The following is a 15628-nucleotide window of genomic DNA, read 5'->3' on the forward strand; positions in this document are numbered from 1 at the left end:
GTAAAAACCGTCAAAACCCCCTCAAAACGTATATTATTAGTTGAATTTATAAATTGCATTATCAATAGAGGTTGTTTTTTTTAAGGTCTATAAAATATTAACCTATTGAAATATAATGTTTTTACTTTTTATCGTTTTTTTACATAATAGCAGCAACCCTCAAAACTCAAAATCCCTTCAAAACTCATAACCTAATGATCTTGATAGCATCTCTTATGGGGTACAAGCTATCTTTTGAAAGGCTTTAAAAGATCATATGCTTTCATAAAGCACGTTGTAATCAATTCTCTAAAATCATAAGTTTATATCTTCAAAAGAACTGATAAAAATTCATAAAAAGGATTTTGATAACGTAATCAGTTGCTTTTCATAAGACACGTTTTAATGACTCACTAAAATGATCACTTTTGTCAGTTCAATTTACTGACACATAACTGACAAATATATATTGTTAGTTGAATTTATGGGTTACTATTTAATAAAGGTTGTATCATTAAAATACTAACCTATTGAAATATATTGATTTTAATTTTCTCTCATTTAAAAAAAATAATATAGGCTCTAAAAAGAACTGACAACACTGACACGGTCTATTAAAAGGGATTTTGCTAATCTTTATTATAATGATCAATCTCTTTTTAGATGTTTTCATAACAAGCAATAAATCGCAATTATCCTATTTATCAACTAGTTGTATAACATCATCTAAGGTATAGGTTTTCATAGATGATCCTCAAAACGTGCGTTATAAACGCTCCATATTTCCTCTATCAATTTCACCTCTTCCATAGTTTTTTCCAAAAACTCTTGTAAAAAGGTATAGGTTGCGGAGTGGGAGTGTTCTCAGTCTTTTCAATCGGTTGATCACCATCAGGTATCTCTTCTCCCACGCTTTCTTTAATTCTTTTACAAAGGAATTCATAAAAATTACTTGCGTAATATTCGCAATCTTCAGATGGAAGCCTGACATAAAGTGGGCATTCTCCATCCCTAAACTGCGTATAATCAAAGTAAAAGGTTTCACCAAAATCAGTACTACTCACGACAAGCTGTTCTGATGTTGCAAAACCACGTTTTCTATAATAATTTAAGTTTTGGTAAACAATATCATTAACAGAAACACCTATAGGATGCTCATAGAGGCTAAAGATTTCATCACCACCAATATCCCCACCTTTATAATGTTTAAAAAAACTCTTGTAAGACGATGTGAATTGTAAACCGAGAGCTTTCTCCGCCTTTTCAATCACAAGATCATCAACTGCATTATCTTTAATACGAAAATGGATAATATCATCATCATATTTATTCACTTTATCAATTAATACTGCAACATCAGCTAAGGTATAGGTTTTCATAGATGATCCTCAAAACTTGCGTAACGCTCCATATTTCTTCTATCAATTGCCCCTCCTCCATAGTTTTTTCCAAAAGCTCTTGTAAAAAGGGATAGGTTGCGGAGTGGGAGTGTTCTCAATCTTTTCAATCGGTTGATCACCTTCAGGTATCTCTTCTCCCGCGTGTACTTTAATTCTTTTGCAAAGGAATTCATAAAAATTACTGGCGTAATATTCGCAATTATCCAATGGAAACATAACATAGAGTGGGCATTCACCATCTCGAAACTGCGTATAATCAAAGTAAAAGGTTTCATCAAAATCAGCTTCACACACGATAAGCTGTTCTGGTGTCACAAAACCACGTTTTCTATCATTTAAGTTCTGAAAAACAATATCACTAGCAGGAATACCCATAGGATTATCATAAAGACTATAGATTTCTTCACCACCAATGTCCCCGCCTTTACAATGTTCTAAAAAACTCTTGTAAGACGATGTAAATTGTAAACCCAAAGCTTTCTCCGCCTTTTCAATCACGAAATCACCAACTGCATCATCTTCAGTACCAAAATTGATAATATCACCATTATATTTATCAACTAATTCTAAAACATCATCTAAGGTATAGGTTTTCATCAATTATTTCTCCAAATTTCTTTTTTCTCTTTTCATCAACCGTAGAGCATTACTACCGATGCTCCTGTCCCCATCTGTCAAAATCTATACTCATAATACTCCATTTCATATCAATTATTCCTCCTAAATTACTGTTTTTTTGTTCTCTATAACCTTTAGCGCGTTCCTTCCAATATTCCTCTCTCCATTTTTTAAACTTTTTTCTCTCTATAAGTGATTGATGTGTTTTGGAAGGAGCATGAATCACGGAATTATATTTATTATGAGATTCCTTGCTCATTTCTGCTATGGGCCCCTCATGCGTTTGCTTTAGATGATGTAACTCAACAGGCTTACCATCAAAACCTATCGGTGCTTTTCCCGCTTCCATCCTTTCAACATTGGTGCCCCACACCGTTTTTTTGTTTTCTCTCCACTCAGAAATTCTGTTAGGATCAAACAAATCATCTCTCTGATAGGCTTTGTTAGTGTGAGCAAATTTGCTATCGGTAAATTTAGTGGGTTTCTTTTTTAACCAAAGCTTTTTTTCTTTAGCAGCAAGTTTGGTCAGTTCTTTCCTAGCAGCTAGTTTGTCAGGATCTCCTTGAGCTGCAAGTTTGGCAAGATTTTTCTTGGAAGCAAATTGGGCAAAATCTTTCCTAGCAATGAACTTGATCACAGCCTTGTTGCCAAGATTTATAGCTCCCTTGGCTGCTCCAGCTCCTCCAGCAAAGTTTTCTAATACTCCGGCTGATAATCTTCCACTTTCAAAACCAGCATTAAAAGCTCCGTCAACTCCCGCTTTTTCAATATTCTCTTTTACGTAATCTATATCCCCTATAAAGGAATCCTCAACACCTCCCCAGAATTGACCAGCACCTTCCCAGACATCATCAATCACATGTCCACTCACGACCCAAGACGCTCCTGTTCCAATGTCTTTAAAACTCTTTTCAACGCCCCCCCGTGGATTGCTAGCAAATATTATCATTTGTAACATCATGTTCTTCACAGCGCCATCAGCTAACTCGTATAGCTTGATTGGTATATCGGCAATGAGACCAGCCATAAGTCCTGTCGAAAAAGTTCTATCTTGTTGTTCATCAATCTCGAACCATTTTTCGTTAACATCTCTTCGACACTGATCATCAGGGCACTCTTCTAACTCTTTCTTCATCTGAGCGCGTTGTGCACTACCCAAAAAGTTATTTGCAGCGGCATTACCAGCGGCATCGGCGCCGGCATCAACATCGCCACCGGCAATGGCAGCGGCAACACCCCCCGCAGCCCGTGCAACATCAATGGTGTGGTCTCTAAAGTCAGCAAACTGCGCATCAATCTTTGCGTTTATACGCGCTTCCTCTTCCGCAGTTGGGGTGCGACCGTTTAGGTCCCCCATTTCCTCTTTCACAATGCCTTGCACCCACAATTGAAACTGGAGCATAGCAGTGGCTTCGCCCACAGCCCCGCCAATCGCACCGGCAGAGCAAGCACCGCTCGCAACAGCGCCTTTTAAGCAGCCAAGACCGGCATGGGCAACGATTTGCGTGACCGTGTCTATTTTGCCTTCTGCCTTGGCGGTACCGATTTCTTCCGCCAACGATTTGCCAACCGTATCAGACAGGGCGATGCGCAGATTGTTAAAAAAGTTCTTGTCAAGAGAACCACCCTCAAGAGCCGTTTGCACGCCTGTGCCAATGGCGGCTTTGATCAGGTTTTTTTCCGCTTCACTGGCGATACGATCGACAAAAGGAGCCGTTTTAGGCAAAGATTGTCCAACACCTGCCATTTCCGTTATTTGGCTGGTTAAGCCCGCTGTCAACATCGACGAGACAATGCTGAGAACATTCTTTGAAGAGCCAAGCTCATGCAAGGCGCCGGCAATATTGCCGCGATTATTGACAAGAGCCACAGCGCTTTTGTTAATCAGCGCTTGGACACCTGCCTGTATCGCCGCATTCATGGCGGTGCTCGAGCCAAGCCCCAAAGCACCGGTAATGGCACTGGCAGCGCCCGAGGCTGCTCCACNATCCTTGGGCTTTATAATCCCAGTCTTTAAATTCAGCCTTAACGGCTTGCCAATCCACTTGCTTGGATAATTCTGGATCATCACGCAGTTGCTTGATCCATGCCAAGCCTGGAGAGTGTGACAATTGCTCAAGAGATTTGTCTAAATCACCGGTTGCCTGATACTCAACAACGAAGCCATCACCCGCATCAAGCTTTATGCCACCCTTAGCATCTATGGTGACATGCTCGATGGTCTCCTTAAGGTAACCTTTATCGCTCTCACTCCACCACACAAGGTTTTCATTACGCTGATAAACATCCTTAAAATCTTGATCCTTGTTGGTGAGAAACTTGATTTTTCCCGTATCTGATGCCAAATGCGTCTGACCACCACTTGATAGCCCTGCCGCATCAAGCGTGAGATCCCCATTTTGCGCATGCATGGAGAGGTTGCCCTCTGTTTCTATCGTGGTTTTGTTTGTAGTAACTTCTGTTGATTGTTGACGAAACTTATTCTTTTGCTTCGATTTGTCGCCTTCTTTGCCCCTCAGATCCAAATCAAAACTGTTAAAATCTTGCTCTGAAACCACGGTGAGAGCGCCACCACTGGTGAAATCCCCATTGCCCTTGGTTTTAAACTTTCCCCCAAGGTTCAGTTCACCACCTGTGACAATGGTCAAATCTCCATCACTGTTGACTTCTGCCAAACGGTGCTCACTGCTTTGGGCGTTATAATGCCCTTTTTCCAATGTCTCCTTATGGTCACTCTCTAGCACTAATGAACCAAACGTAGCAGAGCCATCAACAATCACCGTCATCGGTCCACCACTGCTCCATTGGCCACCAGTCATGCTTAAATCGCCAAGGGAGTGAATGTTTAAATCCTGTATAGAAATGATTTGAGCCTGCTGTCCGATCCGATCAACAAAACCATATTCATTCGTGTCACGGATTTTTGCAGTACCATCAATGATTGTCTTCGCATTGAGGGTGATGATATCCCCCAGAATAACCCCTGAAGAGTTGGCTAAAAGATCGCCACTGCTGAGATCTACAGCACCGCTGCCAAGCAAAAAACCACCATCATTAAACAAAGTTTGCGTAGTCGAAACATGCAATGCACCATTACTTGATATGGTGCCACTATTGGTAAGACGGTCCGTCTCTATAGTGACGCCATTGCCTTTCAAACGTGCACTGGCAAGGTTTCCTTGCTGCGTTTTTGCCCCATAAACATCTTGTGCTAAAGAAGTGTTTGGTGCCAAATAAACGTGGGGTACCAAGACCTCTTGTCCATCGACAAGGTGGGTCTCAAGCCAGATCATATCCTTTTTGATCCCAGCAATCTGCTGAGGCGTTAAGGGCTTGCCTAGCTCTAACCCCAAAGGACCTTGCTGCTCCACAGCATTGTCATAGAGCCTTTGCATTTGAGCATTGGGATCTTCAACATCAAGAAGAGTGCGATTGCCTGTCAGTTCAAAGATTTGCTCACCCACCAGACGATATTCAAAATAAGCATCCCCCAACTTTTTGAACACGTGCTCAGGCTTATAATTGCCAATCTTTTTTAAGTAATAGTCCGATCCTAAAAATTTGCTTGGGTTGATAAAGTCCTGTCGCGTCTCAACTAAAAACGGCACATCCGGTGATTGGGTCTGAGCCAATTCTGTCTTAACAGAGCTAAGCCCGTCTTGCGTTGGCACCTGTATGGATTCTGGTGCGGGTGTTTTTGTGCTTGGTGCAAAAAGCCCTTTGTGCCCTTTCAAACCATTGATAATCCCATCTAATCGATCATCACTAATCAGTGGTTTGGAACCGTCAAAATCGGTGTTTTTAACACCAGCCAAACCTTTATCGCCAGAGCTTAAGCCAACTTGCTCACCCCCCTCACGCACCGCATGATTGTCAATATAGCCTGTCAACTTGGCATCAAGCGTGCCACCAGCTTCAATCGTGCCATAAACAGCATCATAAGTGCGGACGGTTGTTTTGGTATCAGTATAATGTCCCTCATCTGTAATGCCTCCCGCATGACATCCTGCATTCCATGGTCTGCATTTCTTCTCCCTGCGATGTGTTTCAGTTACAATCTCGGTTGTTTCGATTAAATCACGCCCCTCATTGAGCAGCGTATCGCCATGCATCTCAATGTTGCCATTAGCAGCAATCAAACTATAGCTATTGCGGATATCTCCGGCATGAACCGTGAAATGGCGCCCTACCAAAATCTGTGCAGCATTATTGGTAAAATGAGGTTGTTGACGGCTAATTGTAGTGTCAACATCTTCCTTTATCTGATGGTGTCTAACATTAGTGCCTTCCCAACTTCCCGCAACAAACCTGTGAGAAACCACTTTATCGCTAACTTCAACCCCACCTTCACGCATGTTGGTAAGCGCTGAGACATCGAAGGTCATATCGCCTGACACGGCTTCTAAAAGACCCGAGCTGTTGATCACATGACCAGCCCGCTCTCCACTTAAGCCACGGATGATGAGATTGTCTTCAGCAATGACATCGGCAAACTTATTAATAAAATCCCCATCCAAGGAGAAAATGGCAGATTTCTTGGCATAAATCAGCCCACTATTACTCAGATCAGCGCTCACATTGAGCGCAACCCCATCACCACTTGAACCAATACTGCCGGCATTGTCCAAAACATCTGCGGTTAAAACAAAAGCACCACCACTTTTGAGAACACCGTCTTCACCATTTAAAACCAGAGCAACTTGCCCCAATGACGGATCATGACTTTTTGCTATAAGCGTAAAGCTGTCACTGGCTAAAAGCTGACCTGAATTGGCTAAAGACCCAAGCTTCGCATCAACAACACCGCCCACCATAATACCGGAATTGCTTAAAACATCATGGCTGTTGAGAGTAAGTACCCCGCCTTGCGCTTCCACAAGCCCAGCTTGGGTGAGTGTGCCTGCCTTCAGCGTTACATCATAGGCGCCAACCTCACTTGTCTCGCCCATTGTCAATATGCCATCACTGGAAAGCTCTATCCGCTTTTTAGAGACAATGCGCCCCGTTTGGCTGAGATTTGTTTGCGCATGCAAAGCAATGGTATCATTGCTTTCTATTGTGCCACTATTGCTTAAATCACCGTGGCTGGTCAGTTGAAGGTCACCACGCTCAATCTCTATGTGCCCTGCTTGGATCACACTATCAGCAACAATATTGACTGCCCCTTGCGTAGAAATAAGACCATCAACATTCTCAAAACTGCCCACATTAATGCGCAAACCATCCCGCGCTAAAACATGCGCACCTTCATCATGTGTAGCGTTTTGTTGCTCTGAATTTGTCGTTTCAGCGCTTTTATTGACAAAAGACGTTGCAACAATCTTCATCTCACCGGCTAAAGCACTGAGAAGACCAGCCTCATTGTTTATATGACCAGCACGTGTCTCTTTCAGCCCACCAATACTGAGAGCCTCTTCAGCAATCATTCTGCCCTGTGTGTTGGTTAAATCACCATCACTGAATAGATCCATAGATTTTTTGGCGTAAATCAGCCCACTATTGCTGACATTCCCTGCCACATTGAGCGCAACATTCTCACCACTAGAGCCAAGCGCACCGGCATTGTCTAATTGCCCTGCGGTCACAACAAAAACACCACCACTTTGAAGGACACCTTCGGATGTATTCTTCAGAAAGGCTTGTTGCGGATCGGTGCCTTCTTGTGTGCTTACCATCAAATGCAAATCATCGGTTGCAATAAACGTCCCTTGATTGGTAAATGCACCAATATGAGCATCGACACTCTCACCGCGCATTGTGCCACTATTTGCGACCCCATCACGCACTTGAAGGGTTAATGCTCCTTCTTGGGCTTCCACAGTCCCTGCTTGGGTTAAAGCATCAGCACTCAAAACCACATCATAACTTAAAATCGTGCTCTCTTGACCGATTGTGAGCATGCTACCCGCTGTCAAGGCAACCTGCTGCATACTGACAATATCACCCGTGTGATTGAGGGCACCATGGGCATCCAGCGTTATCTTCCCATTAGACCAGACAGTGCCTTCTTGGATCAGGGCACCGTGATGCGCATAAAGGTCAATTTTTTGCTCTGCCACTAAGCGCGCACGTGATGTAAGCTCTGCTGCTTCCACCAAAAGAGAGCCGCCGGCGCTATAATGTCCAGCGCCTACAGTGAGCCCATCATCGGCGCTCAAGACAATATTCCCCTTGGCACCAATATGGTTGTTTAAAGCGGTAATTTGATTGGTTTTAATGGTCAGATTGCCAAGGGAAGAAACCCCTGTTTGATCATTGTCTTGCATGCGGCTTAGATCAATTGTTGCTGCTTGGATCTCTAAAAGATCACCAGCGGCTATCCGCCCATTCCCCGCCTCAAGCTTTGCTGCCTGTAAATGCAAAGAACCCGTCGCTGACTGTTGACCATCACTCCCAATACCGCTTGCTAGAAGAGCATGAGACTGGAGCTTGATCAGATCAGCGCCCACATCGACAGTACCGCTCGCTGCAACGCGCGCATTTTTTTCCAGTTCAACATGTTTCAAAGCCTTCAGTTCAACCGCTTCTTCTGAAAAAAGCAAATCTTTCACATGTACACTGTCGTGGTGAGAATGAGCCTTCACCGCTCCTTTGGCGCGTGCTTTGGCAATCACCAGCTTGCCATCACTTGTCAATCTCATGGCGCCTGCATTGGCAACCATGTCTCCGCGCATCTTAACGCCGGCGCCTTTATCATTGGCAATCACGCGGATCTGCCCCGCATACATTCCACCAAACTCACTGGAATCAATCGCCAATTCCGGCTCTTTGCCATCAGAACCAAGAGAAGTTGCTTCGCGTTTGTCATAATCAAAATGATTGCGCCCCGCGATAACAGCCAAATCTCCTTTGACCTGTATGGGACCCCCGATACTGATCTTGCGCGAAACAAGATCAAAAATATCTAATGCACTCCCATCAGCCCCACGAGAGCCTATGGTGATATCACCACCCTCAACACGCAACCCACTCAAAGCGCCATCGGCTCCAATAATCGGTTGTCCAGTCGATAAAGTCACCCGTGGAGTATTGATAAAGCCACAACCGTTACAGGTAATCCCATTGGGATTGGCGATAATAACATCCGCCATATGCCCGTGTACTTCGCTCACGCCTTCAAGACGCGAGCGATTGGCACTCACCACTTCATTGAGGATAACCTTTGCTGCACCGCTATAACGCAAATTGCCGTTGCCAGGCACCAATCCCCCAAGCTGTGAGCGTGAAACCTCCTCAGTTGAATTGTTCAAAATCACGCCATGAGTATCAACATTGAAACTGTCATATTTGTTATGAGAAAGACCCTGTCCATTGGGGCGAACAATATCAATCAGCGGCACATCATTGCCGGCTTTCCCCACCGTGGGGCGGAAAACAGAGCCAACCCCATCAGCTGCTTTAATCCCTTGGCTCTCTTGTGCAACAGGACTTCGCGCTCCAAGCGCTTGTGCTTGCAACAACAAAGGCTGAAAAGCTAAGCAAAAACTTAAAACAAGTGAAAGCCCTTTATGGATCCCTCGCTGCAAAACACAAAGAACGCGCTGCCATAGCTTGTATCCATATCCCAATCTATGCTTTTGATCTTTCAATCCCCGCATCTTCAGCTCCTCAGAAAATTCTTTATCTCTTAAAAAAAAACAACCCATATGGGTATAAACAGCGCAGCGATATTTTTTACCGCCCCTTTGCTCTAAAATCTCAATAATGCCCGTACTTGAAATAACCCTGTCGCATTCCCCTGTTCTCGCACTGTCGATTGGGTTAAAATATTCGAATAAGATACATCAATATCCGTAATATCTCCGGTTGCATGGAAACCAAGAGTTGCCCCAACGAGGCTCCCGCCAAAACTGTTTTTGTTTACATCATTGGCTACAGCCCCCAGATCAAGCGCCATATAAGGGGCAAATTGGCTCATAAATTTACGCCCCATTCTCGAAGAAAAGCCTGGCAACAACAGCGACAATTCATTGCGCCAAAACGCCCCATTATTGCCGTAATAAATCGCCTCACGCACCCCGCGCATAGAGGAACTACCACCAAGCGATATTTGCTCTGAACTAAACAACGTGTCGGGTGATAATTGTCCTGAAAACAGCGTGTTATAGCGAAAGTTATACTGTTTGAGCGAAAAAGGACGCACGTAGCCTAGGGAAAAAGACAATTTGGAAAATTGCCCTTTGGGTGAATTTTTTGTTGCATTCTCTTGCTCTTTATCGTCATAAGCGCCAAGAATTGCCAACCCTTTATGAAACCCTATATGCGCGCTTAATTCTCCTCCAAGCCACTTGCGCGAATGATCAAGCTCAAAGGTTGCAATAGCTAGTTTACGGCTGGAAACATCAACCCGACTGCCCATAATAAAATTATCAGAATATTTCCATGTCAACCGTCCTGTAACCCAGGTCTTTCCCTCTTGATCACGGTCGATAACCCGTGAAATCCACGGTGTCAGCGATAAAGACTTACCCGCTGTCATAATATCGGAAAATATTCCCTTAACACTCGAATGATATTGGCTCCACGTCCCATCAAAACCCGTTGTCCAAGTGCCATAGGGTAGAGAAAATGATCCCGTTAGAGTATCACTATTGGGACGCTTGTGAGAAAAATGATACGGACTACCATCCATAGAGCGCTGATAGCTCAACGACCATTGATCATTAATCCCCAACAGATCATCAAAAGAAAGGCTCAAGCGCGTTTGATAAAGCCCTGTCGCTTTAGCACCAAGATTATCGCTGGAAAGCGTGATAAGCCAAGGTTTCTGTTTTTCAATATGAACATCGAGTATCGAACCACCCGAATTGCCACCAGCACCAAGATTAATGGTGGCTTGGCGTGAGAAAAGCCGATTGATTTGATCAAGCCCTTGCTCTATCTGGCGCAGATTAGTCGGCTTTCCAATAAGGTTTGGAAAAGCCGTGGTGATTTCTCCTTGAGATTTCATTCCAACTTTATGCCCATCAAGGGTAATATCTTCCATCACACCTTCAACAACAACAATCTTGAGATGACCGCCGCTTAAATCTTGCTCAGGCAAATAAGCCCGCACCGCAATATAGCCGCGCTTCATATAAAGCTTGGTCACCGCTTTGAGCACCTTGTTGATTTCGGCAATCCCCAAACACCGCCCTTCCCAAAGAGAAATGGCTTCATGAAGGTCGGTATGAGAAATCAACTGAGCACCAACAAATTCAATGCTTTTGATCAGCAAACAGGTTGTACTAGGCGAAGCACCATAGGCAGATGTGGTATCATCGTCTGGCAAAAATACCCCATGTGTTTCGTTTCTATGGTGTAATTGCTGAAAACGTTGTTGTTGCGTTTGTTGTCGTTGGATGCTCTCTGATTGATTAATCGCTTTCTCACGAATGTTTTGGGCAAAACTCGGCAACGAAAAAAGGCACAAAATAGCCGCAAAAACAAAAGTGAAAAAAAATCTATGCATTCATTGTGCCCTCAAAATGAGCAACAAAATGAACCATATCATCAGCGTCACAGAAAAAATCGCCAACCGCGTAACAATTTTTTAATTTTTTGATGAGAATAATACTTATAACATCTGAGAAAAAAGCGTAGACTGTACCGTATACACCTGCTTTATTAGTTGTGCAAACCATATCATTTCCCCCGCTTTTGAAGCCTGTATAATTACACTGTTAAATGACAATCATACACTCTAATATGCTTCTTAATTTTAAGGTAGCGTATGCCATATCATTTCGAGGATAAAGTAAAGACTCTTATTCACAGAATATATCTAATTTATTGGAACTGTTACATATTAGAGACAACAAAAAACACTCCATTATTGTCGCCTGATAAGAAGCCCAAAAAACAGATAAGAGTATAAAACTAGGTTTAAGAAGCATCTCTCTACAGATCTTACTAAAATTATAACAAAAAACGATACCTTTTATTACGTTTATGGAATCTTACATTCGGAAGATTATCGTGATCGTTATACTGATAACCTCTCTAAAGAATTGCCTCGTATCCCGTGTGTAAAAAATGCTGATGATTTTTGGAAGTTTGTGACAGCAGGACGTGAACTCGGTCATTTGCACGTGAATTATGAAGATGTAGAACTTTATCCAGTGACCTTTAAAAAGGGCAATCCAAAACAGACAGAGATCTCTAATCCCGAAAAATTCTATTATGTAACTGAAATGAAATTCGCAAAAATTAAGAATAGTAAGGAAAAGGATAAATCAACTGTTTTTTATAATAGCAATATCACAATAACAGATATCCCTCTTGAAGCTTATAAGTATATCGTCAATGGCAAGCCTGCTCTTGAATGGGTTATGGGGCGTCAATGTGTTAAGACTGATAAAAAGAGTGGCATTGTGAATGATGCCAATCGCTATGCTGTTGAAACCATTGGCAACCCTGCTTATCCTCTAGAATTGTTTCAAAGGGTTATTACGGTAAGTTTAGAAACCATGAAAATCGTTAAGAACTTACCAAATTTGGTATTAAGAGAAACTGAATAACTTATAAAGCATACTCACATAATGGGTATGATAACTCATAAGGGGATAAGGTCTTATACCTATAGGTTCTATACCCCTTTATACTCTATACCCCCTTTATACATTGCTTACATATAATCTTTAAAAGGAGTGTTTATATGCGTTATTCTAAAAAGAAATCATTTGCACTTTTAAATACTCTTATTTGGATTGCTTTAAGACTTTTAAGAAATCCACTCTTAGAGTGAATACACTTCTTTTACATTGCCTTTAAAAGATTATACCGTAATCTAAAATGAGTGCTTTATTGTTTTCAAAAGCTTTGTTTAAAGAGAGTTATATATATTCATTTTGCTTATAGGTTTTGAAGGTTCTTAAAACCCCCAAAACTCCTACAAAACCCTCTTAAATGTATACTATAGATTGTATTTAGATGTTATATTTAACATAGGTTGTTTCTTTAAAACATTAACATATTGAAATATAATGATTTTTATTTTTGATTGAAAAAAATATATAAAGGGGGGAGTAAAAGGAACCCTCAAAATACTCAAAATCCTCAAAATTCATAACCATAATGGTCTTTATAGCATTTCTATAAGTTACAAGCTATCTTTTGAAAGGCTTTAAAGGTTCACATGCTTTCATAAAGCACGTTGTAATCATTCTCTAAATCATAAGGTTATCTATTCAAAAGAACTGATTAAAATTCATAAAAGGGATTTTGATAACGTAATCAGTTTTTAATTTCATACGCTTTTCATAAGACACGTGTTAATCACTCACTAGAAATATAATTTTATCTTTTAAAAAGAACTAATCAAAATAACAAAAGCCTATTAAAAAGGATTTTGCTAATTTCTATAATTATCAATCCCTCTTTAGATAGTTTCATAAGTGTTTTCATAACAGTCTCTAAATTACAATTATCATATGTATCATTTTTATCATGAAAATGAAAAATAACACCATGGCTATAAAGCATATAACAGCTATAGAGAATGCGTAAAAATAACAGCCTTATTTGAATAAAGCAAAAATGCAAATGAATGCATTGGTTATAAAAGCGCGGCGCTTATTAAGATAGTTCAAATGATAAATGCGTTATAAACAAAATTCACAAAAATTTTTAAATTCATTTAGTAAAAAAATTGATAGGTTATAAAGATAAAAAAACGCATTATGAGAGCGTTTTTAAATATTATAAATGTATAGATTCAAAAAAGAACACAATCGTTTTATAAAGCCTATAATATAGCTTTAAACACACATAAATATAAAAGAAGAAATTCATAAGCATATGATATTATTAATACACAACGCATTTTAAAAAATACAAAAAAATATCAAAAAAGTTTATAAATTAATTGACAATAAATACGTATTTTGTTATATAAATACTCAAGTGATGAAAACACTTAGCGTTAAGCGGATAAACCCCGATAAGGTTTCTCCCATTTCTTTAAAAGACTGACTTTCTTTTATGCTGTAGCTAGCATATAACGATTGTGTCGGGTGTGGTCACACCATACAATACTCTTTAATGAGAAAAGTGTGACGACGGACTTAACGCCGTGTTTTCAACACCCGGCGCCCTTATAGGGTGTTAATTGAAAACTTTATTACGTTAAGAAAGAATTTAAAATGAAAAATTCCCAAAATACAATTTCCTCTTCCATTTCAAATGAAACCACGTCTGTTAATCAACAAGAGCCTGCAAAAAAATATGAATTTATTGATGATTGTGAATATATCGATGGTCATTTCTTAACTCGAATTAGAGCCTTAAGAGATTTTGATGATGTGAAAAAAGGTGACCTCGGTGGCTATATTGAAAGTGAAGATAATCTCTCTCATGAAGGTAATTGCTGGGTGTATAATAAAGCTCGGGTCTTTCAAAATGCACGCGTCTTTGGAAATGCTAAAGTAAAAAGCTTTTTTGTTGATGTCTATGGAAATGCGCAAATTTATGGGAATGCTATTTTTGAAGGTATGACATTAAAGGACAATGCAAAGCTGTCTGGTAATGCGCATGCTAACAACGCAGTTGTAATTGAAGGCAATGCACAAATTTATGATAACGCCCGTGTCACTGATCATGCTCATATTTCCGATAATGCTGTCATTTGTGATGATGCTCATATCGGAGGCAATGCAAAAATAAGTGGCTCTGCTTACATTTGTGATGAATCACGTGTTTTTGATGATGCCGTTATTTGTGATGCTCTTATCTCTGGTTCTTCATATATTCATAGCAATGCCTCTTTAACAGCTAATGAAGATATCTGTGATGATGCATATCCTGAGTTTGGGAGCGAAGATGATTATTATCGTCATGAGTATTATGCTGATTTTGAAGGGTATTATGACGATGATAATGACAGCGAATATGAAAGTGATGCTGCGTAAATGACACGTGCGGGCGCGGCGGGGGCGCCCTCCTTTAAACATCTCATTTAAAAATTTAAATCTCTATAAAGGAATTGTGCTCATGCAAAAGAAGTTTGCACTCACAAATGAAACGCGTGTAATTAATAATCATACCCTTTATCGCATTAAAGCATTAAAAGACTTTGCTGATGTTAAAGCTGGCGACCTTGGGGGCTTTATTGAAAGTGAAAGCAACCTCTCTCATGATGGGAATTGCTGGGTGTATGATGATGCTCTTGTTTTAAATCCTGCCCATATTTACGAAAATGCCAAGATTTTTAATAAGGCTATTATAATGGGCTTTGTTTATGGCAATGCTCATGTCTGTGATCACGCCCGCGTTTATGCAAATGCCCATGTTTATGACAATGCGCATCTTTCTTATAATGCTTGGGTTTATCATCAGGCGCGGGTTTATGGCAATGCAAAGATTTTTGGCAATGCTCAAGTTTGGTTTTTTGCTATAGTTGGTGATGATGCTTGTATTTATGAGAATGCAAAAATTACAGGCTAAACATACATTTGTGATCAAGTGAGTGTTTTTGGCAATTCATATATAGATACAAAAAAATTAAATGGTCATATGAAAATTTGTGATCAAATCATAAAAGACGCTGCTTAAATAACAGCGCGGGGCGCGGCGGGGGCGCCTGCTTTCCAACCAAATTTCCCATTTCAAATTTTATCAAACGTTTATCACATTAGATTGTGAGGGTATCTCTA

The 15628-nt window shown here is 40.8% G+C and carries 5 protein-coding genes and 3 pseudogenes; 3 read left to right on the top strand and 5 right to left on the bottom strand.

Features of this window, described 5'->3' with window-relative positions; translation table 11 throughout:
* Positions 1 to 776: 776 nt before the first annotated feature.
* The 5 genes and pseudogenes from ACFIMX_RS01250 to ACFIMX_RS01270 all read right to left on the bottom strand — a co-directional run bounded on the left by ACFIMX_RS01250 (position 777) and on the right by ACFIMX_RS01270 (position 11620).
* Complete coding sequence (locus ACFIMX_RS01250; RefSeq protein ID WP_375693919.1) at positions 777 to 1358, bottom strand: SMI1/KNR4 family protein; 582 nt, start codon at positions 1356 to 1358, stop codon at positions 777 to 779.
* 42 nt (positions 1359 to 1400) lie between these two features.
* Positions 1401 to 1976: an SMI1/KNR4 family protein gene (locus ACFIMX_RS01255; RefSeq protein WP_375693920.1), complete on the bottom strand. Its 576-nt coding sequence runs from the start codon at positions 1974 to 1976 to the stop codon at positions 1401 to 1403.
* 52 nt (positions 1977 to 2028) lie between these two features.
* A pseudogene (locus ACFIMX_RS01260) lies at positions 2029 to 9595 on the bottom strand (DUF637 domain-containing protein).
* Positions 9596 to 9687: 92 nt separating this feature from the next.
* Positions 9688 to 11448 (bottom strand): ShlB/FhaC/HecB family hemolysin secretion/activation protein, encoded by a 1761-nt coding sequence (locus ACFIMX_RS01265; RefSeq protein WP_375693921.1) that lies wholly within the window; start codon positions 11446 to 11448, stop codon positions 9688 to 9690.
* The gene (locus ACFIMX_RS01270) at positions 11441 to 11620 is read right to left on the bottom strand and encodes a hypothetical protein (protein WP_375640020.1); all 180 of its coding nucleotides are present in this window, start codon (positions 11618 to 11620) and stop codon (positions 11441 to 11443) included. Before ACFIMX_RS01270 ends, ACFIMX_RS01265 begins: the two co-directional genes overlap by 8 nt.
* A gap of 252 nt (positions 11621 to 11872) precedes the next feature.
* On the opposite strand from ACFIMX_RS01270, the pseudogene ACFIMX_RS01275 reads away from it, so the two are divergent.
* The 3 genes and pseudogenes from ACFIMX_RS01275 to ACFIMX_RS01285 form a co-directional block, all read left to right on the top strand.
* Positions 11873 to 12496 (top strand): annotated as a pseudogene (locus ACFIMX_RS01275) (type ISP restriction/modification enzyme); the annotation flags it as partial.
* A gap of 1623 nt (positions 12497 to 14119) precedes the next feature.
* Positions 14120 to 14884: a hypothetical protein gene (locus ACFIMX_RS01280; protein ID WP_375693922.1), complete on the top strand. Its 765-nt coding sequence runs from the start codon at positions 14120 to 14122 to the stop codon at positions 14882 to 14884.
* 82 nt (positions 14885 to 14966) lie between these two features.
* Positions 14967 to 15416 (top strand): annotated as a pseudogene (locus tag ACFIMX_RS01285) (hypothetical protein); the annotation flags it as partial.
* Positions 15417 to 15628 lie beyond the last annotated feature (212 nt).

Origin of the sequence: Bartonella sp. AD24XZML (assembly GCF_042196485.1) — a bacterium.
GTDB lineage: Bacteria > Pseudomonadota > Alphaproteobacteria > Rhizobiales > Rhizobiaceae > Bartonella.

Coding starts and splice junctions, on each gene's coding strand:
- ACFIMX_RS01250 (WP_375693919.1), bottom strand. CDS start 1,358: ATGAAAACCTATACCTTAGCTGATGTTGCAGTATTAATTGATAAAGTG.
- ACFIMX_RS01255 (WP_375693920.1), bottom strand. CDS start 1,976: ATGAAAACCTATACCTTAGATGATGTTTTAGAATTAGTTGATAAATAT.
- ACFIMX_RS01265 (WP_375693921.1), bottom strand. CDS start 11,448: ATGCATAGATTTTTTTTCACTTTTGTTTTTGCGGCTATTTTGTGCCTT.
- ACFIMX_RS01270 (WP_375640020.1), bottom strand. CDS start 11,620: ATGGTTTGCACAACTAATAAAGCAGGTGTATACGGTACAGTCTACGCT.
- ACFIMX_RS01280 (WP_375693922.1), top strand. CDS start 14,120: ATGAAAAATTCCCAAAATACAATTTCCTCTTCCATTTCAAATGAAACC.